Genomic DNA, 24,943 nt, shown 5'->3' on the forward strand with positions numbered 1-24,943 from the left:
AACACGCATGGAATTGGACAGCAGAGCCCTGTCGGTCGCCACATTCTGGCGGGACGCCGGCGAGGATGCATGGTTCGAGAAGAACGAGGCTTTCGATGCCGACTTCCGCAATCGCTTTCTCGACCTGCACTACGCAGCCGCGCGGCGTGAATGCGACGCCTGGTCGGATCATGCCGAAGGCTCGCTGGCGCTGATGGTCCTGCTCGACCAGTTTCCGCGCAATTGCTTTCGCGGCACCGGCCATATGTGCGCCACCGACCCGCTTGCCAGGCATTTCGCTCAAAAAGCGGTCATGGCCGGCCACGACCTGTTGCTCGAACCCGAACTCCGCGTGTTCCTGTATCTGCCGTTCGAGCACTCGGAACTGCTCGCCGATCAGGAAAGGTCCGTGGCACTCACCGCCGCCAATGCGCCCGAATACCTCAAATATGCCGAAGAGCACCGCGACATCATCCAGCGCTTCGGCCGCTTTCCGCACCGCAACAAGATGCTCGGCCGCGAAACCACGGCCGAGGAACAGGCTTTTTTGGACGGTGGTGGCTTCTCTGGCTGATGCCCCGGCCGCCTAGGGTAGCCACCAGTCGCGGCCGGATGGCAGCCGCTCGATACCGGCGGCATCCACCCCGCCCAAACGCTCCGATACGCTTCGCCCGTCGACCGCCAGACGGGGCGCGATCTCGGCCAGCGGCGCCAGCACGAAGGCGCGTTCCAGCATGCGCGGATGCGGCACTTCCAGCCCGGTTTCGTGGATAACACGGTCACCGAACACCAGAATGTCGATATCGATCAGGCGCGGCCCCCAGCGCTCCTCGCGCACCCGCTTCAGCTTGCGCTCCGCGTCGAGGCAGAGGTCGAGCAGCGCGCGAGGCGAAAGCCGCGTCGACAGTTCGGCGGCGGCATTGAGGAAATCCGGCTGATCGAGCTTGCCCCAGGGCGGCGTGCGGTAGAGCGAGGAAACAGCGGCCACGCTTGTATCGGCATCGGCGTCGAGAATGCGCAGCGCCGCGGCCATCGAGGCCGCCGGGTCGCCGAGATTGCCGCCGAGGCTGAGATAGACGGTGTTATTCTGGCCAGACAACGGTCACCTCGACGTAATCGAGCACGCCGGGCACCGGGGCATTGGGCTTGCGCACGGTGATTTCGGCCTTCCTGATTTGGGGAAACCGTTCCGTCAGCGCCTTTGCCACCTGCATTGCCAGGGCCTCGATCAGGAAGCGCCGCTCGCCGGTGATGATCTTCTCGATCACCATGAAGGCGATGCCATAATTGACGGTTTCCCCGATCGCGTCGTCGACAAGGGCGCGCCCGGGTTCGACGGACAGCACCGCGTCGACATAGAAACGCTGGCCCAGCGCCTCCTCCTCGTCCAGCACGCCATGCCGGGCAAAGAAGGCGCAATTCTTCAAGCGGATGACATACATGGCTCAGCGTTCCGGTCTATAGAGCTTTGTGCGTCCATTTGGACGCACAAAGCACGCTCTAACACTTTTGAATCTACGCATCGTGCTTTCCGACAATCGATTCCGGTTTTCGGGCCGATGCGGCGGTTTCGCGCGCCAGCATAGCATCCGCCATGGCCAGTGCGTCCACGTTGATTGCGACATCGTGGACGCGAAACAGATGCGCGCCCTTGAGCCTGAGAATGACGCTGGGCGCCGCCGGGCCGGCGGCGCGGTCGGCCACATCGCGGCCGGTGACGGTGCCGATGAAGCGCTTTCGCGAGGTGCCGGCCATCAGCGGCAAGCCGAGCCCATGAAGCTCGGAGAACCGCGCCATCAGGTCGAGGTTTTCCTCCGCCGTCTCCTTGGCGAAGCCGAAACCGGGGTCGAGCACGATATGGTCGTCGGCGACACCGTGCCCGCGGGCAATCTCCAGTGATTTTCCCAGGAAAGCCAACTGGTCGGCAATGACGTCGGGCAGCTTCTCGCGGTCCCGCCCGGTATGCATGACGATGAGCCCGGCACCGGTTTCAACCGCGATGCGCGCAATGTCAGGCTCGCGCTGCAAACCCCAGACATCGTTGACGATGTGCGCGCCGGCAGCCACCGCAAGGCGCGCGGTTTCGGCTCGATAGGTATCGACGGAAATCAGCACGTCGCCGGCGCTCGCCAGCGCCTCGATCACAGGCAGGACGCGCGCCTGTTCCTCCCCGGCCGATATCGCGGCAGCGCCGGGCCTGGTCGATTCCCCGCCGACATCGACAATCCCCGCCCCTTCGGCGATCATGCGGCGTGCCTGGGCCAGTGCCGTCTCGGTTGCATCGAACAGGCCGCCGTCGGAAAAGCTGTCAGGAGTGACGTTGAGGATGCCGGCAACCACGGCTCTTTCGCCAAGGTCGAGATGGCGTCCATGGGCCAGTTGCCATCGCCTCGCCGTCATTGCTCGTCAACCTCGGAGCATGATGCCGAAAAATGTGAAGCAGTTTTCGGACGACATGATGCTCTACCCCTTTGATTTGGAGGCGAATTCAGATTTCAGGTCGACCCGACCCGAAACCATCCGACTCTAGGCTCATCAACGATGTGTGATCCGCGCCGGATCAATTCCGTTGCGCCGGCAACGGCCGTAAAGCAAGGTGCTCGAAGAGGCAACATGATGAAACGATCCCTGCTCTGCGCACTGCTGCTTGCCATGACCGCCATCCCGGCGGGCGCGGCCAATCTCGTGAAGACATACAGCTATTTTTCCATCGGCGGCAGCACCCTCGACGATATCGAGACGCAGCTTTCCAAACGCGGGCCACAGGTCAAGAGCACGGGCTCCCGCCACCCCGGTGCCACCCAGATGGCCTTCACCACCCGCATCAGCTACGCCCGGCAGGCAGGTTCCTGCCGGATCGCCGACGCCGCCGTGACCGTCAAGGTCAAGGTGATCCTTCCGGAATGGCGCCGCCCGCGCAAGGCGGATGCCGACGTGAAGCTGTTCTGGGACACGCTGTCGGCCGACATCAAGCGCCATGAGGAGCGCCATGTCGAGATTGCCAAGAATCACGCCCGCAAGCTGGAAGAGGCGCTGAAGGCGACCTATCCGCGGAAGGATTGCGATGCGGCAAAGGCCAAGGCGGCCCAAATCACCGCCGCCGTCCTCGCCGAGCACGACCGCGCCCAGGTGCAGTTCGATCGCGTCGAGGGCGTCAATTTCGAAAGCCGCATCCTGCGGCTCCTGCGCTATCGCATCGAGCGTATCGAGAGTGGCCAATTGCGGCCGCCGGCCTGAATTTTCCTCGGCGCATCCATGGCGCCAACCCGGCCGAAGCGTAGTGCCAGATTCGAAAAATTTTCGAGCGGCGGTCGAAATCGGCCTATAGGGAACGACATATCACGGGTTGGCAGCGCACGACCCATCGAGCACGAGCACCACGACCGATCGCGTGGCGGACGCACCAGGCCAGCCCTGTCGGTGAACCGCAAGGCGCGCAAGCACATGGACAAAGACTATGGACCAGGCTGTCGACAAGCAGACCATGACGGCTGCAGCCACGCCGCTGACCGAAAGCGAGAAGAACGCCATCATCGCCGGCGTGCTTCTGTCGATGCTGTTGGCGGCGCTCGACCAGACCATCGTCGCGCCGGCGATGCCGACCATCGGCCACGCGCTCGGCCACGCGCAGTATCTGCCATGGATCGTCACCGGCTATCTCCTGACCGCGACCGCCATGGCACCGCTCTACGGCAAGATCTCGGATGTTTATGGCCGCCGGCCAACCGTTTATGCCGCTATCCTGATCTTTCTCCTCGGATCGGTGGTCAGCGCGATGGCGCCCAACATGTTTGTGCTGGTCGTCGGCAGGGCCATCCAGGGCGCCGGCGGCGGCGGACTGTTCACCTTGACGCAAACCGTCATCGGCGACCTCGTCCCGCCACGCGAACGTGCGCGCTACGCCGCCTGGATCTCCGGCACCTGGGCAGTCGCCAGCATCGCCGGGCCGCTGCTTGGCGGCACCTTCGCCGAACATCTTCACTGGTCGCTGATTTTCTGGATCAACATCCCGCTCGGCCTGCTGGCGATGGCGATCATCAACAACCCGCTCAAGAAACTGCCGATCGCCGCCAAGCGGCATCGCATCGACGGCCTGGGCGCGCTGCTGCTCGTCGCGGCCACGGCCTTGCTGCTGCTGGCGCTCAACTGGGGCGGCAGCGAGTATCCGTGGCTGTCCGGCGAAATCCTCGGGCTGCTGGCGGCATCGGTGGTTTTCTGGGCGGCGTTTTCGCTGCGGCTGCTGCGCGCGGCCGAACCGCTGATCTCGCTTGAAGTGCTGAGCAACCCGATCGTCCGCGCCGGCACCTTGTCGATGTTCCTTCTGCAGGCTGCCAACATAGGCCTGGCGGTCTACCTGCCTGTTTACCTGCAGTCGATCGTCGGCCTGTCGGTCAGCGAGTCGGGTCTTGCGATGCTGGGGCTTCTGCTTGGCACCGTGGCCGGCGCGACATTCAGCGGGCGAACAATACCGCGCTTCGTCCACTACAAGCGGATCGCCATGGTGGGCGTGCTCTTCTCGATCATATGCCTCGGCCTGCTCGCCCTCGTCGCCGGGCGCGCTTCGCTGCTGGTTGTCGAAGTCCTGACGGTCTGTGTCGGCCTGGGCAGCGGGACGACCTTCCCGGTCGCCACCGTATCGGTCCAGAACGCCGTCGACCGGGCGCATCTTGGCGTCGCGACCGGCGTGCTGACCTTCCTGCGTTCGCTGGGCAGCGCGCTGGGCGTTGCAATGCTCGGCGCCGTCGCCCTCGGCTATGGCCTGCCGCTGGCCGGCGAAGGCACACTGGCCGTCGGCCAGGTCATATCCGCCGAGCCCTTCGTGATGATCTTCCTTGCCGCCGCGGCGACGCTGTTCCTGGCGCTGATCACGCTTGCGTTGATGCCGGAAAAACCGCTTCGCGGCCAGGCCGAGCACCCGCCGGTGATGGCCGAGTAGAGCCGGTCAGCCAGGTCACTCCACCACGCCGAGCTTCTTTTGCAAGCTCGTGGACGATGTCGTGTACTGGAACACGATACGTTCGCCGGGGCTGATGATGCGCTTGGCGGCCTGCGCCATCAGCGCCACCTCGTGAAAACCCGACAGGATCAGCTTCAGCTTGCCGGGATACCAGTTGATGTCGCCCACCGCGAAAATGCCGGGCACCGATGTCTGGAACTTCTCGGTGTCGACCGGGATCAGGTTCTCGTGGAGATTGAGCCCCCATTCCGCGATCGGGCCGAGCTTCATGGTCAGGCCGAAGAATGGCAGCATGCGGGTGCAAGGCACCTCGACATCGCCCTCCGGACCACCCTTGATGGTCGCGGATGAGAGCTGGCCGTCGGCGCCGGTGAGCCCGGTCACCTGGCCAACCTTGAATTCCAGCTGCTTCATCTCCTGCATGGCATACATCTTGTTGACGCTGTCGGGTGCGGCCCGGAATTCGGGCCGTCGGTGGACCAGCGTGACGCTCTTTGCCACCGGCTGCAGGTTCAGCGTCCAGTCGAGCGCCGAGTCGCCGCCGCCGACGATGACCAGGTCGTGGCCGCGAAAATCCTCCATGCGGCGCACCGAATAGAAGACGCTCTTGCCTTCATAGGGTTCGATGCCGGGGATCGGCGGGCGCTTCGGTTGGAACGAGCCGCCACCGGCGGCGATCACCACAACCTTGGCCTCGAACACCTCGTTTTCGTCCGTGGTGACGCGAAAGCCGCCATCCTCCAGCTTCTCGAGGCTGGAAACCATCCGGTTGTAGGTGAAATCCGGCTTGAACGGCGCGATCTGCTCGAGCAGCTTGTCGACCAGCCCCTGCGCCGAGATCGAAGGCCAGCCGGGAATGTCGTAGATCGGCTTCTCGGGATAGAGTTCCGCGCATTGGCCGCCTGGCCGGTCGAGAATATCGATCAGGTGGCACTTCATGTCGAACAGGCCGAGCTCGAACACCGCAAACAGGCCGACAGGCCCTGCCCCGACAATGAGGACGTCTGTGCTGATGGTGCCGGTCATGCGCTCTGCCTCGCTGCTGTGTTGGCGTGAGACTGCATGACCACCGGCTCGCTGCCAAGCGGCAGCGGGAAAAATCGGCTTTTCAGCCCTGGCGCTCCGGCACCCGCACGACGAGGCCGTCGAGCGCGTCGCGCACCTTGATCTGGCAGGAAAGCCGCGAATTGGGCTGGACCTCGTAGGCGAAGTCCAGCATGTCCTCTTCCATCGCCTCCGGCTCTCCGACTTCGGCCGTCCACGCCTCATCGACATAGACATGGCAGGTCGCGCAGGCGCAGGCGCCGCCGCACTCCGCCTCGATCCCCGGCACGGCGTTGCGGATGGCGTTTTCCATGACCGTCGAGCCGTTTTCGGCGTCCACGTCGAAATGTGTGCCGTCATGGGCGATGAAGGTCAGTTTTGTCATTTGTCACCTGAGAGTTTCCGCCGAGATAATCACTCCGGCAGACAAGTCAACTGCCGCGCGAAAGCGCCGCTCCGTGACGTTTTTCCGCAAACCGGGATCAGCGATTGATGGCGGCGATGAAATCGCGCACTTCGTCGATCAGCGTGCCAAGCCGTTTGAGTGTCTGACCGTCCTCCGGACGACGCTCGATTTCGGTGGCGCAATCGGCGATGGCGAAGGCGCCCACGCCGCGCGCCGAGCCTTTCAGCCCATGCGCCAGCAGAAGCCGTCCCTTGACGTCGGCGTCGACTATTTTGTCGCGCACCGACAGCGCCTGCTGTACAAACAGGGCCAGCACCTCTTGCTCGAGGGCGCGATCGCCCATCGTTTGCCGGGCAAGGTGTGCCAAATCGACCGGCCGGGACTGCCTCGTTCCCGATACGTCGCCCCCGGGCATTGAGAAGGCAATGCCGCTTTCGCCACGCATGAACTCGAACTCCGTTTTCTTCGGTCGCCTGGAAAACTAGGCGAATCCAGTGGATAACGAGTTAATGAGTGGCCCGGAAAAATGTTGCGAAAGCGGCACCGGAATCACGCTTCTGTTAACCTTATATTTAAAGTTTTACGTATCCCACGGAATGCATGTTTTCTTTACCCCCCTGTGTCATTACGATACGAGGGTCCATTTTCAGCCTCCTGCGCGGGGTACGATAAAGACAATTATAAGCCCGCGGCAGCTAGTACAGGGTAGCGAAGGCATGGCGAAGAAACCAACGACGACGACGAGAACTCTCGACAACGACGTAGCCAGGGAACTGGAAAAAGCGCTCGATATCGACCTCAGCAGCGACGCTGACGGCGATCTCGATATCGCAGCTTCAATGGAAGATCTGGAAGCACAGATATCCCAGGCCGCCGACGAATTGGCACGAGAGGGGCGCAACCAGAAGCCGGAGCCCACCGTCAGTCAGGCCCAGCCCGCCAAGCCCGCGCCAAAAGCCAAACCCGCCGAACTGCGCCCCGTTGAGACGCGCAATGGCAATGGCACACAGGCGACGGGTTTCGGCACACAGGCGACGGGCTTCGCGCCGGCCAATGACGATCGCCAGAAGGATTACAAGACACTCCTGCACAGCCTCAACCGGCGCGCCTCCAACACCGTCTATTGGGTCATTGCCTTTGTCTCGCTCGCCTGGATCGCGGGCGCCGGCGGCTTGGCCAACCTGCTTTTCGGACCGAGCATCTGGCGGATCCGCACGCTCGACCAGTTCTTTGCCCGTCCCGAACTGATTGGCCTCGCCGTCGCGGCGATCGTGCCGGTGATCCTGTTCTGGGCCTTCGCGGCGATGATCCGACGCGCCCAGGACATGCGCATTGCCGCCCAGTCGATGACCGAAGTGGCTTTCCGCCTGACCGAGCCGGAAAACCTCGCCCAGGATCGCGTCATGATGATCGGCCAAGCCGTTCGCCGCGAGGTCGCGGCCATGGGCGAAGGCATCGAACGCACGCTCGCCCGCGCCGTGGAACTGGAAACGCTGGTCCACAGCGAGGTCAACCAGATCGAGCGCTCCTATTCGGAAAACGAAACCCGCATCCGCTCGCTCGTCGACGGGCTCGGCAGCGAGCGCGAGGCGGTCGTCACCCATGCGGAGCGTGTCCGCGCCTCGATTTCGGGCGCGCATGAAACGCTCAAGGAGGAAATCGGCGCCGCCAGCGACATCATCCGCGACTCGATCCTCAACGCGTCGACCAAGCTGTCGATGACGATCACCAATTCCGGTGACACGCTCATAGACCGCATCAATGAAAGCTCGATGTCGATCTTCGATTCGGTTGAAGGCCGCCTCGACACCATCACCGACAGGCTGTCGACCTCCGGCGAGGCTTTTGCCTCCCTGCTCGACACCCGCATCGCCAAGTTGACGGACACGACGGACGGCCTGACCCGGTCGCTGACCGACCTGCTCGACGATCGCACCACCGGCATGGTGTCGCTGCTTGGCGGCGCCGCCCGCACCCTCAATTCGGAATTCGAAGCCAGCCTCAACGGCATCGAGCGCACGCTCGCCGAACGTGGCCAGGCGCTGATCAGCGAATTCCAGACCCGCGCCGAGGCACTCGACACCGGCACGCAGAAGCTCAATGCGGCGCTCGAGGCCCGCGCCCGCCAGATCAACGAGACACTGGTCGAACGCGCCCGCGAAATCGCCCACACCTTCGCCGAAAGCAAGGATACGTTGTCCGCGATGATCGATCAGGGCAAGACCCAGATCGGCGCCGACATGGCCGACATCGTCAACTCGACTTCGACCATGCTGGAGGCCCGCGCCAGCGACTTTGCCGGCCGCATGGAAGCGGCGCGTCATGTCGTCTCGCGTTCGTTCGATTCCGACATCCAGCGCCTTTCCGATGCCCGCGTCGGCATCGAGGAAGCCGTCGAGAACCACAGCCGCAAGCTGTCCGAAAGCCGTGAGCGCATGGCGGCCGCCATGGAGGCGGACCTGGCGAAATTCGACGAGAGCCGTGCCGGCATCGATGCCGCGGTGACCAACCAGGTGCAGAAGCTGGCCGAAGGCCGCAGCCTGATCGCGCGTGCGCTCGAAGAGGATCTGCGCAAGGTCAACGAATCGCGCGCTGCCATCGATGCATCGCTCGGCAGCCATCTCGAAAGGCTGGAGGAAGGCCGCAACCGGCTCTCCCTGGCTCTGAACGAAGACTCCGGGAAGCTTGTGCAAGCCCGTACGATCATTGATGAAATGGTCGCCGGGCATGTCGGGAAACTGGCTGAAGGCCGCAACATCCTGTCGCGTGCCCTTGAGGCCGATCTCGGCAAACTGTCCGACAGCCGCGCCGACATCGATGGCCTCGTCGCCGGTCAGGTCGAGAAGATCGCCGAAGGCCGTGCCGTGCTCGCCAAGGCGTTGGAAAACGACATCGCCGGCATCAAGAGCCTCATCGAGTCGCACTCGGCAAAGCTGGCCGAAGACCGCAGCCTGCTCGGCCGTTCGCTCGAGGACGACCTTTCGGGCATAAGGAACCTGATCGAAGATCATTCGGGACGGCTCTCCAACGACCGCAGCCTGCTGTCGCAGACGCTCGAAGCCGACCTTGCCAAGCTGGCCGAGAGCCGCTCGAGCATCGACGGCTTGGTCGCCGGCCAGGTCGAAAAGCTCGCCGAAGGCCGCGACATCCTCAAGCGGGCGCTGGAATCGGACCTCAACACCATCAAGGGCGTCATATCCAGCCAGTCGGAGAAACTGGCCGAGGATCGTGGACAGCTTTCGCGGGTCCTGGAGGCCGACCTGCAGAATGTGAACAGCGTCATCGCCGACCACATGAACAGGCTCGTTCAGGATCGCTCTACCCTGTCGAAGGCTCTCGAGGACGACCTTGCCAAGCTGGCCGAAAGCCGCTCCAGCATCGACGGTCTGGTCGCCGGTCAGGTCGAGAAGCTTTCGGAAGGCCGCGACATCCTGCGGCGCGCCCTGGAAGCCGACCTCAACACCGTCAAGAACACCGTCGCCGACCAGTCGCAAAAACTGGTCGATGACCGTGCTCAGTTCGCCAGGGCACTCGAAGCCGATCTCGAAAGCGTCAACAGCCTTGTCAACAGCCATTCCGAGCGGCTCGTCCAGGATCGTTCGACGCTGTCGAAGGCGCTGGAGGACGACCTCGAAGGCGTTAACAGCCTTGTCAACAGCCACGCGGACAGGCTTGTCCAGGAACGTTCGACCCTGTCCAGGGCACTCGAGGACGACCTTGCCAAGCTGGCCGAAAGCCGCTCCAGCATCGACGGCCTGGTCGCCGGCCAGGTGGAGAAGCTGGCCGAAGGCCGCGACGTTCTCAAGCGCGCGCTCGAAGCCGATCTTGCCAAGCTGGCCGAAAGCCGCTCCAGCATCGACGGTCTGGTTGCCGGCCAGGTGGAGAAGCTGGCCGAGGGCCGCGACATTCTCAAGCGGGCGCTCGAAGCCGACCTGCAGAAGCTGACCGAGAGCCGAGGCGACATCGACGGTGTCATCGCCGGCCATGTCGGCAAGCTGGCCGAAGGCCGCAACATGCTGAGCCGCGCGCTTGAAGAGGATCTCGGCAAGCTCGCCGAGACCCGCAGGGACGTCGACCGCTCGCTGTCTGGCCACATCGATCAGATCGCGGCCAGGAGCACCGATATTTCCACCGCGATCGCGGCCGACGTGGAAAAGATCGAAGAGGCGTTCAGCCGTCAGACCGGGATCATCGAGGAACGCGCCGGCACCATGGAACGCGCGCTCTCGACCGGCGTCGACAACGTCCGCAACGTGCTCGAAAAGAGCGCCGTCTTCGTCGCCGGCGCTTTGCGCGAAAAGGTCCTGGAAGTCACCAGCGCGCTGCATGAGCAGGCGGGTGCGGCGTTCAGCGACGCCGATCGCAAGATCGCCGAGCGCGCCGAACAGACCTCCGCCGCATTGCTGGCGCGGGCCGAAGACATCGCCCGTACCTTCGAGGATGCGGATCGTCGTCTCCACGCCCGTGCCGAAGACACTTCGAACGCCTTGCTTGCCCGGGCGGACGATACGTCCAGCACGCTGCTGGCCCGCGCCCATGAAACCGCCGACCAACTGGCTGCCCGTGCCAGCGAGATCGCCGGAACCTTCGACATGGCCGACCAGAAGCTCGCCGCCCGCGCCCAGGAGACCGCCGATCAGCTCTCCGCCCGCGCCAACGAGATCGCCGGCACCTTCGACGCGGCCGACCAGAAGCTTGTTGCCCGCGCCGTCGAGACGGCACAGTCGCTGGCCGCCCGCGCCGGCGACATCCTGCGCAACTTCGAAAGCGCCGACCAGCGGCTCGGCGTGCGCATCGGCGAATCGGCCGAGGCGCTCGCTGCCCGCGCATCGGACCTCGGCCGCATCTTCGATGCCGCCGACCAGCAATTGGTGTCGCGCATCGCGGAAGGTTCGGACGCACTCTCCAACCGCGCGTCCGAGATCGGCCGCATCTTCGAAGAGGCCGACCAACGCCTGGTTTCGCGCATCGCCGACAGCACGTCGACGATCGGCGAGCACGCGCAGACCATCGTCGGCGCCTTCGCCAACACCGAGCAGAGGGTCGCCGATCGTGCGCGCCAGACCGGCCAGGAACTGGCCGTGCATGCCCGCGAAATCGAGCAGGCGCTTGCCGGCGCCGACGAGCGTCTCGCATCGAGCGCGGCGGCCGCGGCTGCCCGTGTCGAGGAGCAGGTCGCCAGCGTCGAGAACCGGCTCGCCTACACCGCCGAGACGATGGGCCAGAGGCTCAACGAGCAGGTCTCGAGCGCCGAGGCACAACTGGTGTCACGCGCCAATGTGATCGCCGAGACCTTCACGGCGGTCGGCCAGCATATCGGCCAGAGCACCAACGACGCCGCCAAGACGATCGGCGCCAACACCCGTGAGCTCAACACCATGCTCGCGGCGCGCTCCGCCGAGATGTCGAAGATCCTCGACGAAACCGCCCGCCCATTGGTCGAGCGTTTCGCCCAGGGCGGCTCGGAGCTGCAAAAGAGCATGGAAGAGGTCACGGAACGCGCCACCGAGAAGCTGCGCAGCGAGAATGCAGCCCTGGTCAACGCGCTCGCCAGCCGCACCGCCGAGACCCTGTCGGCGGTCGAAGGCGCGCGCTCGTCGCTGTCCGACAGCGTCGCCGACCTCATCGGCCGCATGACCAAGTCCAGCTCGCAGCTCGGCCAGCTGATCGAGCAGGCCGCGGTCAATCTCGGCGAGGTCGACGAACGCTTGACCGGCAGCACGCAGAGCTTCGCGGCCACCACCGAAAAGGCGGCACAGACCTTTGCCAGCTCGGCGCGTCTGGTCGATTCGAACACGACAAGACTGACGGACCTGTCCTCGTCGACCTTGCGTGAAGTCGCCTCGATCGCCACCAAGTTCGACGAACACAGCCGTCTGCTGGCCAGCGCCTCGGACCTGTTGAGTTCGGCCCAGAGCAACCTCGAACACACGCTCGAAAGGCAATCGTCGCTCGAGGATCTCGCGGTCGGCCTGGTCAAGAAGTCGGAAGATCTCGAAAGGGTCATGCGCTCGTTCGAAAACCTCGTCGGCCAGACGCTGCAGAACGCCGAAGGCAAGACGATGGAGTCGGCCGACAAGATCCGCAACGCCATCACCGACGTCGTCGACTCGGCCACCAAGCGCTTCGCCGATGCGACCGAGGAGATGCGGCGCACCGCTGGCTCGATCAAGAGCGAGCTCGACCTCACCCGCGCCGAGCTCAAGAAGGGCGTCATCGAGATGCCGGAAGAGGCAAAGGAATCGACCTCTGCCATTCGCCGCGCCGTTTCGGAGCAGATCAACGCCCTGAAGGAGCTCTCGGACATCGTTGCCAAGTCCGGTCGTGGCGGCGGCGATGTTTCGGAGCAACGCCCCTTGCGTCCGGCACCGCAAGCACCGGCGGCACGCCCGGCCGAGCCGCCGCGTCGCGCCCCGGCCCCGCAGCCGGACCTGCGCACGCCTCAGGCGCCGCTGGGCGGCACCGCGTTGCGCGGCACGCTCGACCTCGATCGTCCGGCCGAGGCGGCACCGCGCCCTCGCGCCGACGCCAACACCCGCACGCCGCAGGGTGGCTGGGTACGCGATCTCTTGACCGCGGCGTCGAACGAAGGAGACCTCAGGCCCACGACGCCTTCCGCTCCCACGGAAGCACCACGCGCGGCGGCCCCTGCCCAGCGCTCGCCGCTGCACGTCGTGGAATCGCTGAACTCGCTCTCCGTCGACATCGCACGGGCCATCGATCATGATGCCTCGATCGAGTTGTGGAACCGCTATCGGCGCGGCGAGCGGGACGTGTTCACGCGCCGGCTCTACACGCTGAAGGGCCAGCAGACGTTCGACGAGATCCGCCGCAAGTACCAGGCCGAGGCCGAATTCCGCGCCGCCGTCGACCGCTACTGCGACGACTTCGAAAAACTGCTCAAGGATGTCTCGCGCAACGACCGCGACAACATCATGGCGCAGACCTACCTGACGTCGGACACCGGCAAGGTCTACACCATGCTGGCCCACGCCAGCGGCCGGCTGCACTAAAGCCAGGAATTGGACAGGCGGGACCATGGTCCCGCCTGTTACTCTTCCAAACCTCCGGCAAGCGCTTAACCTGCCAACAACGACTGTTGCGAGCCGATGGATGCGTCCGTCCAAGGTTCGACCTACCCCACAGCGCGGAAAATCGGCCGGAAAAGCCGCAGCCCTGACGCTCAAAGGGTGTGATCGTGAAGACGGCAATCATATTCGACTGCGAATTTCTTTGCCTTGAGGGTTCGCAGCGCCGATTCTGGTGCGCGGCCCACGATCCCGACCCCGTCATCGCGCAGATCGGCGCGGTCAAGCTTGGGCTCGAGGACGACTTTCCCCTGCTCGGCACGCACAAGGCCTATATCAGACCGGTCGACCGGTTCGGTCAAAGATACGCCCTCGACCCGTTCTTCACCAAGCTGACCGGCGTCACCGAGGAGGACGTCGAGACCAAGGGAGTCGAGCTCGGAGCAGCCCTCGCCGAAATCGACCGTTTTTCCGGTGGCGCGCGGTTCTGGTCCTGGGGCAAGGACGAACTGAACATGATCGCCATCAGCTGCTATGTCGCGGGCAGTCAGCCTTCGATCCCGGCTACCCGGTTTGACAATGCCGTCAAGCTGCTGATCGCGGCCGGGATGCCGATCGAGGATCTGGCGAGGACGCCGAGCAACAAGCTCGCGGACTACTACGGCGTCGAGCACCCGCCATTGCATGGGCACGACGCGCTCGACGATGCGCTGTCCTTGGCCTACACGCTGCAGCATCTGATGCTGACCGCAAAGCTGCGGCCGGATGTCTTCGAGCGCCTGTAGCTTGAAAGCGTTGGCGAGATTCAGCTAACGAGACCGGCGCTCAGATCACCGAATCCGTCCAGCGAACGATCTGCCTGGCGGCATCACCGAACGCATTGTCGAGCGCACCGACATAGGCGGAGTTGCCTTTGCCCGAAACGGGTGCGGATGCGTTGAAGCTCTTGGAGGCGCGCACCTCGCCATTGCGGTCGTTGAGCAAGCGCACGAACAGGTCGACCTCGGCGTGTTCGCCACCATCGACGCGCACTTCGAAGGACCGGACCTCGACGATGACCTGGTAATCGATCGCCAGACCCTCGCCCGGCTTGCCGACACCGGCAAAGCTGCCCGAGCGCTGGAACGTCTCGGCAAGCCGCGCCTGCACGATCAGCGGCAGGCGATCGGCCCATTGCGCGCCCTTGAGATACTGGATCGAGCCGTCGGATGGCTTGATGACGATGTTCTGGCTGTCCAGCGCCTTGAGCGCCGAAGGCTGGGCGATCAGGATCTGCTTGCGGCTATGGCCATGCGCGTCGACCGAAGGCGCAGACAGCTCAAAGGTGTCGAGCGGCGCAGGCTTGCCGCCTAACGCCGCGCAGCCCGCCAGCGTCAGGGCAAGCAGTGCCGCAGCCGACGTCAACCCGCCCGTTCTCACCCACACAGACTTCACGCGCGATCCCCGTTGTCCCCGGATCGTAAGATCAACCCGCTTTTGCAGCTCATGTTTTTGGGGCGAGCCGGTCCCGAAGTCAACGCCGAGCCCTGCCATCGAATTGCCGAACCTCGCCGTCGCCGCCCGAAAGGATGCGCTGCGGATTGCGGCTGAGATCCGTCACCGCTTCCTCGATGCGGTTGATCGAACGGCGGCTGTCCTGCACCAGCGCCTCGACATTCGTCAGGCCCTGGCCCGAGAAGCGCGCCAGATTGTCGGTGATGACGCCAAGCCGCGCATTCAGCGTGTCGGCGACCTGCTTGAACGATTTCAGCGTCGCCCTTGCGTCGGCCATCACACCATCCGCCTGGCCGGAGCCGAGCAATTTGTCGACCCTGGCGAGGATACCGTCGACACGCACCGAGGCATCGTTGAGCCGTTGCGCCAATTGCTTTGCATCCCTGATCGTCTGGTCGATGTCGTCGGCCCGGTTGGCGAACTTGTTGGTCACGACGGCGATGTCGGCGGCGGCCTTGTTGGCGTTTTCGCTGGCCTTCTGGATGTTGGCCAGCGCCGTGCGCACCTGCGCCGGGTCGATGCCATCGAGCACGCCGTCGACCTTGGCCAGCGTGCCCTGCGTCTGCTTGGCGAAGTCGTTGACGGACCCGACCGCCGTGTCGACATTCTTGATGACGCCGTCGAGCTGCTGCGAGGTTTGCTTGAGGTTCGCGGTCACCGTGTCGACATTGGCCACGATGCTCTTGATCTTGTCCTTGTCGACAGCATTGAGCAGGCCTTCCGCCGCCTTCAGCGTGCCGTCGAGCTTGCCGGACACGCCCTTCAGTTCGTCCGAGAGGGCGCTGACCGAGGACAGGAACTTGTCGATGCCGTCCGAATTCTTGGCCAGCGCGTCGGAGAATGTCTGCACGTTCTTCACGGTCTGCGTCAGCGGCCCGCGAACATCCTTGGTGAAGCCTTCGAGTTCGCTCAGCACCTTGTCGGCGCGGTTGAAGATGTTCTGCGCCGTCTGCAACAGATTGGTCACGGCGGATGGGTTGGCGACGATCTCGGCGACCTTGCCTTCCTTTTCCGCCTGGTCGAGCAGCTTCACTTCCTTGGGGTCGGCGCCCTTGAGCTCGATGTTGGCCTGCCCGGTGAGGCCGGCAAGGCCGATATCGGCCTGCGTCGACTTGGTGATCGGCGTCATCCGGTCGATCTCGGTGTCCGCGATGGCGACGGTCGGATTATCGACGTCGATATAGACACGCTTGACGTCGCCGACCTTGACGCCGTTGAACAGCACGAAGCTGCCGCGGCCGAGGCCGGAAGCCGAGCCCGGGATGCGCACGCGCAGCAGCGTCGTCTCGCCCCTGTCACCGATCGCGGCCGTCCAATAGACGAAGCCGAACGCCGCCAGGATCGCAACCAGCGTGAAAATCCCGACAATGACGTAGTTGGCTCTGGTTTCCATTGCTTCACTTATGGCTATGCGCGCGCCGCAAGATCAAGTTGCCGGGCGCGTTTTCCGCGGAAATAGGATTTCACCCACGGTTCCTCGCTTTTCAGCATGTCGTCGATGGTGCCTTCGACCAGCACCTTTTTCTTGCCCAGCACCGCCACGTGGTCGCAGGCGGTAAACAGCGTGTCGAGGTCGTGCGTGACCATATAGACGGTCAGGTCCATGGTGTCGCGCAGCTTGACGACGAGTTCGTCGAACTCGGCCGCGCTGATCGGATCGAGGCCCGACGTCGGCTCGTCGAGAAAGACGATATCCGGGTCGAGCGCCAGCGCGCGCGCCAGGGCGGCGCGCTTGATCATGCCGCCGGAGAGTTCGGAAGGGAATTTCTGCGCCGCATCCGGCGGCAGGCCGACCAGCTCGATCTTGAGCAGTGCCAGCTCGTCCATCAGCTTTCTCGGCAGGTCGAGATATTCGCGCATTGGCACCTGCACGTTCTCCAGCACGGTCAGCGCCGAAAACAGCGCGCCATGCTGGAACAGCACGCCCAGGCGCATGTCGATGCGCAGCCGCTCGATATCGCTTGCCTTGTCGACGTCGACGCCGAACAGTTTGATCGTTCCCGACTGCTTGGGCATCAGCCCGAGAATGGTCCGCAACAGGACCGACTTGCCGGCGCCCGAAGCGCCCACGAAACCCAGGATCTCACCGCGTTTGATGTCGAGCGATAGTTTGTCGAGGATCAGCTTGTCCTCGATGGCAACCGTGACGTCGCGCACCGAAAGCACGAGGTCGCCCTCGTCCTGCTCCTTCGTCGCGGTCCCATTCCCCTCAGCCATGTCAGAACTCGATCGCTGCGTAGAACATGGCGAAAAGCCCGTCGAGGATGATGACGACGAAGATCGACTTCACCACCGAGGCGGTCACGTGCTGGCCGAGCGATTCGGCGCTGCCGCCGACCTTCATACCCTCGACGGACGCAATCGTGCCGATGATCATCGCCATGAACGGTGCCTTGATCAGGCCGGCGAAAATGGTGCTGAGATCGATGGCGACGCGCAGCCGGTCGAGGAAGGCGGCCGGCGGAATGTCGGAGTAGAGCCAGGCCGCGGCGATGCCGCCGCCGAGCGCCGCGAAATTGGCGATGATCGTCAGGCACGGCAAGGCGATCACCAGCGCAACCAGGCGTGGAAAGACCAGCACGCCGATCGGATTGAGGCCGATGACCTTCAGCGCGTCGACCTCCTCGCGCATCTTCATCGAACCGATCTCGGCGGTGATCGCGCTGCCGGAACGGCCAGCGATCATGATTGCCGTCATCAGCACGCCTAGTTCGCGCAGGATCAGCACGCCGACGAGGTCGACGACGAAGATATCGGCGCCGAAATAGCTGAGCTGGTAGGCGCCTTGCTGGGCGACGATGGCGCCGACGATGGCCGACATCAGCACCACCACCGGTATGGCGCCGACGCCCATGCGATCGATCTGGTTGAAGATCGCCGCCGGATTGACGGCATGGCCGCGGCCGAGCTTCATTTGCGCGCCGCGGATGGTGGCGCCCAAAATATTCATCGAGGCAAGGAAATCGTCGCGCATCTCATAGACGCGCCGGCCAACCGCCTCGAGGGCGCGAAGGATGATGTTGGGCGGCCGCGCCGGCCCGGATTCGGGTTCGCGGCGGACGGCCTCACCCACCGCATCGAGCAGGATGGACGCGATCTCGCTCTGGCCCTGCAGCCGGACCTCGACGTTCTTCTTCTCGAAGACGCTGACCAGCCGGTCGATCAGCCAGGCGCCGGCGGTGTCGATCTTCTCGATCTTGGAAAGATCGAGGGCCAAAGTCTTGAAACCGCTTCGTTTCTCGATCTTGCGCATCTCCGCGTCGATCAGTGCCACGGTCCGTGTCGTCCAGACACCGGAGAAGGCGCAGCCGAGAACGCCGCCCTCCTCGCCGATAGCCACGCGCGGCTGGTGGTCAGCCTCCGAGGCGGTCGTGCCGCTTGCGTCGCGCTTGCCTATGGTCAACATGGCGTCCTGTTTAGCCTGATGGGTCCGACCTTGTCGATTTGCCGACAACCCTTCTCGCACAGCCGGAGCAGAAAAATATGGCGCGTGTCATTTCGGTCGAGGCCGAGCGTTTCCCGATCGCCGGTACCTTCACCATTTCGCGCGGCTCCAAGACCGAAGCCGAGGTCATCACCTGCACGATCGGCCAGGATGGGCATGTCGGGCGCGGCGAATGCGTTCCCTACAAGCGCTACGGCGAGACCATGGACGGCGTGCATGCGGCGATAGAGGCCATGGGCGGGCGGATCGCCGGCGGCATCGACCGGATCGCCCTGCTCGATGCGATGCCGGCGGGCGCGGCCCGCAACGCCGTCGACTGCGCCCTGTGGGACCTCGAAGCCAAGATCAGCGGCACTCCCGTGGCGAACGCAATCTGGCCGGCCGGGCTGCGACCGCTGGAAACCGCCTACACGCTGTCGCTCGGCGAACCCTCGGCGATGGCGGCACAGGCCAGCGCCAATGCCAGCCGGCCGCTGCTGAAGGTCAAGATCGGCGGCGACAACGACATCGCCCGGATCCAGGCGGTGAGGCAGGCCGCGCCCGAGAGCCGAATCATCCTCGATGCCAATGAGGGCTGGACCGACTACAACATCGTCGCGAACCTCGCCTTTGCCGCGCAACAAGGCATCGCGCTGATCGAACAGCCGCTGCCGGCCGGCCATGACGGCATCCTGCGCCACATCGCGCATCCGGTGCCGATCTGCGCCGATGAAAGCGTACACGAGGCGAAAAACCTGGATTTGCTTATCGGCCTCTATGACGCCGTCAACATCAAGCTCGACAAGTCCGGCGGACTGACGGCGGCGCTCGTCCTGCGCGACCGCGCCCGGGAACTCGGTTTCGGCGTCATGGTCGGCTGCATGGTCGGCACCTCGCTGGCGATGGCGCCGGCGGTGCTGCTCGCCCAGGACGCCGATTTCGTCGACCTCGACGGTCCGCTGTTGCTTGCGCGCGACCGCGAGCCGGGCCTTGTCTACCGGGGTTCGCTCGTCTCACCCCCGGACCGGGTGCTTTGGGGCTGAGCGCGCCGCAAGCCCGATCAGCACGAGGCCGACGATCGCGATCGGGATCATCGCCAGGAACCCATCGACGCCGAGACGGTCATAGAGCGGACCGGACGCAAGCGTGACGGCTGCCATGAAGAAGCCGTTGAAGAAATAGGCGATGCCTTGCGCGGCACCGGTGCGCTCTTCGGAGACGGTCTCGCCGATCATTTTCTGCAATCCGATCAGCACCATTGCGACAGACACCGAATGCAGCGACTGCACGGCGAAGAAGCCGGGGACGCCAAGGCCTAGCGGCCATACTAGTGGAAAGACGGTCCAGCGCACGATCGAACCGATGCCGGCGATCACCATCACCTTGACCACGGATACGGACGCGAAAATGCGATTGAAAAACAAAAACATGCAGACTTCGGACACCACGCCCCAGGCCCACAGAAGGCCAACGACGGAATCGCTGATGCCGATCGATTTCCAATAGATGGAAACGAAACCGTAGAGGAAGGCGTGGCTGGCGGTGATGATGCCGACGCCAAAGGTGAAATAGAGGAAATAGGCGTTGAAGAGGCTCGGCGCCGCGTGCTGGATTTCAGTGGCCGACAACGGCGAAGCCTTACGCGGCCGCCCCATGCGCGGCGCGAACAAGGCCGCGGCAAGCGCTGCGGCAAGCGCCGCGAAAATGATCACCGGCACGGCTTTGGCTCCGGCCGCCGCCAGGATGAAGCCGCCCACGATATTGGCGCACAGATAGGAGATTGAACCCCATTTGCGCATGGCGGTGTAGTTCGAGCCGAAGCGGCGCACCCCGGACAATGCAAGCGAATCGGCCATTGGCGAATGCGGTGTCCAGACGATCGTCAGAATCAGTGATACGGCCAGCACGATCGCGTAGGTCGCCGGCAGGAAATAGCCCGCCGAAATGACCATCGTTGCCGCGACAAGCACGATATAGACGTCGGCGCGGTCCTTCGCCCGGTCGGCAAGTGCCGTCAGCATGGGCGTCGTCAGAACGCGCAGGAACATCGGCGCGGCAAGGATGACGGCGATCTGTTCGGCGCCAAAACCTTTCGCCTGCAGCCAGAGCGGAAAATAGGGCAGATGCGTACCTTGCGACACGAACAATGTCGCGAAGATGAGGCTCATGCGCAGCTCGAAATGGCGCGGCTTGACGAGTTGTTCTGGCGAAAGCGGCGGCAGGGACATGAATCGATCCAATTACGCCGCGCTCGGCCGGCTGGCGATGTAGATCGATCCCTTAACATGGCGGAAAACCGGGCGAAACCGGCTGGACTAACCGATTAACGCTGAAAGCCCCCGTGAATTCCGTGTCAGGCCGCCTGCCCGACCCGGTCTTCGATCAACATCGGGATGAAAGGCTCGTCCGGCGCTTCAGGCAGGACATGCGCCCAGGTCAGGATTTCCATGCGGCCGTCGAAATGTTCGACCACCGCCGTGCAGCTCTCCACCCAGTCGCCTGTGTTGATGTACTGCACATCGCCATAATTCTCGATCGCGGCGTGGTGGATGTGGCCGCAGATGACGCCGTCGACATGCGAGCGCCGCGCTTCCTCGCTGAGCACGGTTTGGAACGAACCGATGAAGTTCACCGCCTTCTTGACCTTGACTTTGGCCCAGGACGAGAACGACCAGTAAGGCAGGCCGAGCAGCTGGCGCAGACGCGTGATGACACGGTTGACCTGCATGGCCGCGTCATAGGCATGGTCGCCGAGATAGGCGAGCCAGCGCTGGTTGTGGACGACGGTGTCGAACTGGTCGCCATGGATGACCAGCAGGCGCCTGCCGTCGGCGGTCTCATGGATGGCGCGGTCGGCAACGACGATGCCGCCGAAATGCACGCCCTGGAACTGGCGGGCGAACTCATCGTGGTTGCCGGCGATATAGGTGATCGAGGCGCCCTTGCGCGCCTTGCGCAGCAATTTCTGCACGACGTCATTGTGGCTTTGCGGCCAGTGCCAGCTCCGCCGCAGCCGCCAGCCGTCGACGATGTCACCGACCAGATAGATGATGTCGGCGTCGTGATAGCGAAGGAAATCGATCAGGAATTCGGCCTTGGCAGCCTTCGAGCCGAGATGGACATCGGAAATGAACATGCTGCGGAAGGTGCGGGGCTCTTGGCCGGACATCGCGTTTTCACCGTTGCTTTCGCGCAGCCTATGCCCCGATTCATGCAACAACCGTATGACGGTTGCGATTGGGCCAGCCTAAGAGCTAGCCTGCCGGCCAAATCACAGGAGAAATCGTCATGGATCTCGGTATTCGCGGCAAGAAAGCCATCGTCTGCGCTTCGAGCAAGGGACTTGGAAAAGGCTGCGCCATGGCGCTGGCCGAGGCCGGCTGCGACATCGTCGTTAACGGACGAAACGCCGAACTGGTGGCGAAAACCGCCGCCGAGCTGCGCGAGCGCTACGGCGTGACGGTCACGGAAGTCGTCGGTGATGTCTCGAAACCCGAAGTGCAGAAGGCTCTGCTTGCCGCCTGCCCCGAACCCGACATTCTCGTCAACAACAATGGCGGCCCGCCATTGCGCGATTTCCGCGAACTCGATCGCGGCAAAATCCTCGAAGGCGTCACCCAGAACATGGTCACACCTATCGAGCTGGTGCAGGCCGTCATCGACGGCATGGCCAAACGTGGCTTCGGCCGCATCGTCAACATCACCTCGCTGTCGGTCTACGTGCCGATCCCCGGCCTCGACCTGTCGTCGGGCGCGCGCGCCGGCCTGACCTCGTTCCTCGCCGGCGTGGCGCGCACGGTGATCGACCGCAACGTCACCATCAACAGCCTGCTGCCGGGCAAGCTCGACACCGACCGGCTGCGCGGCCCGCATGAGGCAGGCACCGTCGAGGAGCCCGCCGCAGCGGCGGCGCGCAAGACCCGCATCAGCGCCGACGTGCCGGCCAAGCGGCTCGGCACGCCCGAGGAATTCGGCCAGATCTGCGCCTTCCTGTGCTCGGTCCATGCGGGCTACCTGACCGGGCAGAACATTCCGGTGGATGGCGGCCTCTACGTCAGCGCGTTCTGAGCCCCGACAATCACAACGCGAAAGAAACCCTGCCCAAGCGGCTGAAATAAATCAGCTATTCCTGTCTCGCCAATGTGATCCGCGATTGCGTCATTTGGCGTCTCGAAAAACCGCGGCCGCATGCTAAGAAGGGTCGCAGGCAGAGCGCAGGGAGGGCCGGAATGACTGGCGAGAGCAAGAAAACGGCACGTTCGGACCTCGACGAAGCCGCCCTCTACTTCCACAAGTATCCGACGCCTGGAAAACTTGAAATCCAGGCGACCAAGCCGCTCGGCAACCAGCGCGACCTGGCGCTCGCCTATTCGCCTGGCGTGGCGGCCCCTTGCCTGGAGATCCGCGACGATCCGGCGACCGCCGCCGACTATACGGCGCGCGCCAACCTGGTCGGCGTCGTCTCCAACGGATCGGCCGTGCTCGGCCTAGGCAATATCGGCCCGCTGGCGTCCAAGCCGGTCATGGAGGGCAAGGCGGTCCTGTTCAAGAAATTCGCCGGCATCGACGTCTTCGACATCGAGATCGACGCGCCCGAAATCGAGCGCATGGTCGAAACGGTCGCCGCCCTGGAGCCGACCTTCGGCGGCATCAACCTCGAGGACATCAAGGCGCCTGAGTGTTTCGAGGTCGAGGAGCGGCTCAAGGCGCGCATGAAGATACCGGTGTTCCACGACGACCAGCACGGCACCGCCATCATCGTCGCCGCGGCCGTGCTCAACGGGCTGGAATTCGCCGGCAAGACCATTTCGGACATCAAGGTCGTCACCTCCGGCGCCGGTGCCGCGGCCCTCGCCTGCCTCAACCTCCTGGTCTCGCTCGGCGTGCGCGTCGAAAATATCTGGGTCACCGACCGCTTCGGCGTCGCCTACAAGGGCCGCATCGACGAGATGGACCGCTGGAAAGACCCCTATGTGAAGGATACCGAGGCGCGCACGCTGGCCGACGTCATTGCGGGTGCAGACGTCTTCCTCGGCCTTTCGGCCGCCGGCGTGCTGAAACCGGAACTGCTCCAGCACATGGCGCCGAAGCCGCTGATCCTGGCGCTGGCCAATCCCAATCCGGAGATCATGCCGGAGGTTGCGCGCGCGGCGCGCCCCGACGCGATGATCTGCACGGGCCGGTCCGATTTCCCCAACCAAGTCAACAACGTACTCTGCTTCCCCTACATCTTCCGTGGTGCGCTGGACTGCGGCGCCAGCGCCATCAACGAGGAGATGAAGATGGCGGCGGTCCGCGCCATCGCGGCCCTTGCCCGCGAAGAGCCTTCGGACGTCGCCGCGCGCGCCTATTCGGGCGAGACGCCGATCTTCGGACCCGATTTCCTGATCCCCTCGCCCTTCGATCCTAGGCTCATCCTGCGCATCGCGCCGGCGGTCGCCAAGGCGGCCTGCGACACCGGCGTCGCGACACGGCCGATCACCGATTTCGCCGCCTATATCGACAAGCTCAACCGCTTCGTCTTCCGCTCCGGCCTGGTGATGAAGCCGGTGTTCTCGTCCGCCAAGGCCTCGAGCGCCAAGCGCGTCATCTACGCCGACGGCGAGGATGAGCGTGTGCTGCGCGCCGCCCAGGTGGTGCTCGAGGAAGGCATAGCCGAACCGATCCTGATCGGCCGTCCGCATGTCATCGAAGTCAGGCTGAAGCGCTACGGCCTGCGCATCAAGCCGGGTGTCGATTTCGGCCTGATCAACCCGGAAGACGATCCGCGTTATCGCCACTATGTCGACCTCCTGATCGAACTCGCCGGCCGGCGCGGCGTGACGACGGAGGCCGCGCGCACCATGGTGCGCACCGACAATACGGTGATCGCCGCACTGGCGCTGAAGCGTGGCGATGCCGACGCCATGGTCTGCGGCCTCGAAGGACGCTTCGAGCGGCATCTGCGCAACGTGACGCTGATCATCGGGCCGCGCGCCGGCATCAAGGATTATGATTTGTCGACGCTGTCGATGCTGATCTCGCAGCGCGGCATCATCTTCCTCACCGACACCCACGTCTCCGTCGACCCGACCGCCGAGGAGATCGCCGAGATGACCGTGCTGGCGGCCGAGGAGATCCAGCGCTTCGGTATCGAGCCGAAGGCGGCACTTCTGTCGCATTCGGATTTCGGCTCGCGCGATTCGCCGAGCGCGCTCAAGATGCGGCAGGCGGCGGCGATCCTGGCGCGCATCGCCCCGGAATTGCAGTGCGACGGCGAAATGCATGCCGATTCCGCTTTGTCGGAGCATCTGCGCCAGCGCGTCTATCCGCATTCGCGGCTGAAGGGCGAAGCCAATCTCCTGGTGTTCCCGAACCTCGATTCGGCCAACATCACGCTGACGGCGCTGCGTGCCATGATGGATGCGCTGCATGTCGGGCCGATCCTGCTCGGCACCGACAAGCCGGCGCATATTCTGACGCCTTCGGTCACGTCGCGCGGCGTGGTCAACATGACCGCGCTGGCCGTCGTCGAAGCCGCGCACAAGGCACAGGCGATCGTCGATCTGGGCGCAACGCAGCTTTCGCAGTAAATTGCGGTTAACCGCGAATACGATAGCCTTGCTGACGAT

20 protein-coding genes are annotated in these 24,943 nt (G+C 64.1%); 8 read left to right on the forward strand and 12 right to left on the reverse strand.

The genetic code is table 11. The features are described from left to right. The first annotated feature begins 7 nt into the window (after positions 1-7). On the forward strand, positions 8-553 hold the full coding sequence (locus tag LB577_RS19750) for a DUF924 family protein (RefSeq protein WP_224687974.1): 546 nt from the start codon (positions 8-10) through the stop codon (positions 551-553). Positions 554-565: 12 nt separating this feature from the next. Here the strand turns inward: LB577_RS19750 and folK are convergent, their stop codons facing one another. The 3 genes from folK to folP form a co-directional block, all read right to left on the reverse strand. Next, positions 566-1,078: a 2-amino-4-hydroxy-6-hydroxymethyldihydropteridine diphosphokinase gene (gene folK, locus LB577_RS19755; protein ID WP_224687975.1), complete on the reverse strand. Its 513-nt coding sequence runs from the start codon at positions 1,076-1,078 to the stop codon at positions 566-568. Continuing rightward, positions 1,062-1,421, reverse strand: coding sequence for a dihydroneopterin aldolase (gene folB / locus LB577_RS19760; RefSeq protein ID WP_224687976.1), 360 nt, complete (start codon positions 1,419-1,421; stop codon positions 1,062-1,064). The genes folK and folB overlap by 17 nt, the downstream gene beginning before the upstream one ends. 73 nt (positions 1,422-1,494) lie before the next feature. After that, positions 1,495-2,379, reverse strand: a complete 885-nt coding sequence (folP, locus tag LB577_RS19765; protein WP_224687977.1) for a dihydropteroate synthase — start codon at positions 2,377-2,379, stop codon at positions 1,495-1,497. A 213-nt stretch (positions 2,380-2,592) separates the two neighbouring features. Here folP and LB577_RS19770 point away from each other — a divergent pair, with 213 nt between their 5' ends. Then, complete coding sequence (locus tag LB577_RS19770) at positions 2,593-3,216, forward strand: DUF922 domain-containing Zn-dependent protease (protein ID WP_224687978.1); 624 nt, start codon at positions 2,593-2,595, stop codon at positions 3,214-3,216. 220 nt (positions 3,217-3,436) lie between these two features. Beyond that, positions 3,437-4,915 (forward strand): MDR family MFS transporter, encoded by a 1,479-nt coding sequence (locus tag LB577_RS19775; RefSeq protein ID WP_224687979.1) that lies wholly within the window; start codon positions 3,437-3,439, stop codon positions 4,913-4,915. A gap of 15 nt (positions 4,916-4,930) precedes the next feature. Here the strand turns inward: LB577_RS19775 and LB577_RS19780 are convergent, their stop codons facing one another. The 3 genes from LB577_RS19780 to LB577_RS19790 form a co-directional block, all read right to left on the reverse strand. Then, on the reverse strand, positions 4,931-5,962 hold the full coding sequence (locus LB577_RS19780; protein ID WP_224687980.1) for an NAD(P)/FAD-dependent oxidoreductase: 1,032 nt from the start codon (positions 5,960-5,962) through the stop codon (positions 4,931-4,933). 82 nt (positions 5,963-6,044) lie between these two features. Continuing rightward, complete coding sequence (locus tag LB577_RS19785) at positions 6,045-6,365, reverse strand: 2Fe-2S iron-sulfur cluster-binding protein (RefSeq protein ID WP_013895257.1); 321 nt, start codon at positions 6,363-6,365, stop codon at positions 6,045-6,047. A gap of 97 nt (positions 6,366-6,462) precedes the next feature. After that, positions 6,463-6,831: an Hpt domain-containing protein gene (locus LB577_RS19790; RefSeq protein WP_013895256.1), complete on the reverse strand. Its 369-nt coding sequence runs from the start codon at positions 6,829-6,831 to the stop codon at positions 6,463-6,465. A 271-nt stretch (positions 6,832-7,102) separates the two neighbouring features. On the opposite strand from LB577_RS19790, the gene LB577_RS19795 reads away from it, so the two are divergent. Both LB577_RS19795 and LB577_RS19800 read left to right on the forward strand, forming a co-directional pair. After that, positions 7,103-13,399, forward strand: coding sequence for a kinesin (locus LB577_RS19795; protein ID WP_224687981.1), 6,297 nt, complete (start codon positions 7,103-7,105; stop codon positions 13,397-13,399). A gap of 185 nt (positions 13,400-13,584) precedes the next feature. Beyond that, positions 13,585-14,199: a 3'-5' exonuclease gene (locus tag LB577_RS19800; RefSeq protein WP_224687982.1), complete on the forward strand. Its 615-nt coding sequence runs from the start codon at positions 13,585-13,587 to the stop codon at positions 14,197-14,199. Between the two features lie 40 nt (positions 14,200-14,239). On the opposite strand, the gene LB577_RS19805 is transcribed toward LB577_RS19800, so the two are convergent. The 4 genes from LB577_RS19805 to LB577_RS19820 form a co-directional block, all read right to left on the reverse strand. Further along, entirely contained in the window at positions 14,240-14,848 is a 609-nt protein-coding gene (locus tag LB577_RS19805) for an ABC-type transport auxiliary lipoprotein family protein (RefSeq protein ID WP_031257385.1), read from the reverse strand. Between the two features lie 79 nt (positions 14,849-14,927). After that, a complete protein-coding gene (locus tag LB577_RS19810) occupies positions 14,928-16,301 on the reverse strand; it encodes an MCE family protein (RefSeq protein WP_224687984.1) in 1,374 nt (457 codons plus the stop codon). Positions 16,302-16,315: 14 nt separating this feature from the next. Continuing rightward, complete coding sequence (locus LB577_RS19815) at positions 16,316-17,125, reverse strand: ABC transporter ATP-binding protein (RefSeq protein ID WP_224687985.1); 810 nt, start codon at positions 17,123-17,125, stop codon at positions 16,316-16,318. A gap of 1 nt (position 17,126) precedes the next feature. Next, positions 17,127-18,314, reverse strand: a complete 1,188-nt coding sequence (locus LB577_RS19820; protein ID WP_224687986.1) for an ABC transporter permease — start codon at positions 18,312-18,314, stop codon at positions 17,127-17,129. 77 nt (positions 18,315-18,391) lie between these two features. Here LB577_RS19820 and dgcA point away from each other — a divergent pair, with 77 nt between their 5' ends. Beyond that, positions 18,392-19,375: an N-acetyl-D-Glu racemase DgcA gene (gene dgcA / locus LB577_RS19825; protein WP_224687987.1), complete on the forward strand. Its 984-nt coding sequence runs from the start codon at positions 18,392-18,394 to the stop codon at positions 19,373-19,375. Here the strand turns inward: dgcA and LB577_RS19830 are convergent. Together LB577_RS19830 and LB577_RS19835 are read right to left on the reverse strand one after the other, a co-directional pair. After that, positions 19,346-20,560, reverse strand: coding sequence for an MFS transporter (locus LB577_RS19830; RefSeq protein ID WP_224687988.1), 1,215 nt, complete (start codon positions 20,558-20,560; stop codon positions 19,346-19,348). The genes dgcA and LB577_RS19830 overlap by 30 nt on opposite strands. Positions 20,561-20,685: 125 nt before the next feature. Then, positions 20,686-21,501, reverse strand: a complete 816-nt coding sequence (locus tag LB577_RS19835) for a UDP-2,3-diacylglucosamine diphosphatase (RefSeq protein WP_013895247.1) — start codon at positions 21,499-21,501, stop codon at positions 20,686-20,688. 119 nt (positions 21,502-21,620) lie between these two features. Here LB577_RS19835 and LB577_RS19840 point away from each other — a divergent pair, with 119 nt between their 5' ends. Both LB577_RS19840 and LB577_RS19845 read left to right on the forward strand, forming a co-directional pair. Further along, positions 21,621-22,400, forward strand: coding sequence for an SDR family oxidoreductase (locus LB577_RS19840; protein ID WP_023763661.1), 780 nt, complete (start codon positions 21,621-21,623; stop codon positions 22,398-22,400). 161 nt (positions 22,401-22,561) lie between these two features. Next, positions 22,562-24,904 (forward strand): NADP-dependent malic enzyme, encoded by a 2,343-nt coding sequence (locus LB577_RS19845; protein ID WP_224687989.1) that lies wholly within the window; start codon positions 22,562-22,564, stop codon positions 24,902-24,904. Positions 24,905-24,943: the final 39 nt, after the last annotated feature.

It is taken from the genome of Mesorhizobium sp. B283B1A, from assembly GCF_020165735.1.
In the GTDB taxonomy this organism is placed as follows: Bacteria; Pseudomonadota; Alphaproteobacteria; order Rhizobiales; family Rhizobiaceae; genus Mesorhizobium; species Mesorhizobium opportunistum.

Bases quoted from the DNA above. Each gene is read 5' to 3' on its own strand.
- LB577_RS19750 (WP_224687974.1), top strand. From the start codon at position 8: ATGGAATTGGACAGCAGAGCCCTGTCGGTCGCCACATTCTGGCGGGAC.
- folB (WP_224687976.1), bottom strand. From the start codon at position 1,421: ATGTATGTCATCCGCTTGAAGAATTGCGCCTTCTTTGCCCGGCATGGC.
- folP (WP_224687977.1), bottom strand. From the start codon at position 2,379: ATGACGGCGAGGCGATGGCAACTGGCCCATGGACGCCATCTCGACCTT.
- LB577_RS19770 (WP_224687978.1), top strand. From the start codon at position 2,593: ATGATGAAACGATCCCTGCTCTGCGCACTGCTGCTTGCCATGACCGCC.
- LB577_RS19775 (WP_224687979.1), top strand. From the start codon at position 3,437: ATGGACCAGGCTGTCGACAAGCAGACCATGACGGCTGCAGCCACGCCG.
- LB577_RS19780 (WP_224687980.1), bottom strand. From the start codon at position 5,962: ATGACCGGCACCATCAGCACAGACGTCCTCATTGTCGGGGCAGGGCCT.
- LB577_RS19785 (WP_013895257.1), bottom strand. From the start codon at position 6,365: ATGACAAAACTGACCTTCATCGCCCATGACGGCACACATTTCGACGTG.
- LB577_RS19790 (WP_013895256.1), bottom strand. From the start codon at position 6,831: ATGCGTGGCGAAAGCGGCATTGCCTTCTCAATGCCCGGGGGCGACGTA.
- LB577_RS19795 (WP_224687981.1), top strand. From the start codon at position 7,103: ATGGCGAAGAAACCAACGACGACGACGAGAACTCTCGACAACGACGTA.
- LB577_RS19810 (WP_224687984.1), bottom strand. From the start codon at position 16,301: ATGGAAACCAGAGCCAACTACGTCATTGTCGGGATTTTCACGCTGGTT.
- LB577_RS19815 (WP_224687985.1), bottom strand. From the start codon at position 17,125: ATGGCTGAGGGGAATGGGACCGCGACGAAGGAGCAGGACGAGGGCGAC.
- LB577_RS19820 (WP_224687986.1), bottom strand. From the start codon at position 18,314: ATGTTGACCATAGGCAAGCGCGACGCAAGCGGCACGACCGCCTCGGAG.
- dgcA (WP_224687987.1), top strand. From the start codon at position 18,392: ATGGCGCGTGTCATTTCGGTCGAGGCCGAGCGTTTCCCGATCGCCGGT.
- LB577_RS19830 (WP_224687988.1), bottom strand. From the start codon at position 20,560: ATGTCCCTGCCGCCGCTTTCGCCAGAACAACTCGTCAAGCCGCGCCAT.
- LB577_RS19835 (WP_013895247.1), bottom strand. From the start codon at position 21,501: ATGTCCGGCCAAGAGCCCCGCACCTTCCGCAGCATGTTCATTTCCGAT.
- LB577_RS19840 (WP_023763661.1), top strand. From the start codon at position 21,621: ATGGATCTCGGTATTCGCGGCAAGAAAGCCATCGTCTGCGCTTCGAGC.
- LB577_RS19845 (WP_224687989.1), top strand. From the start codon at position 22,562: ATGACTGGCGAGAGCAAGAAAACGGCACGTTCGGACCTCGACGAAGCC.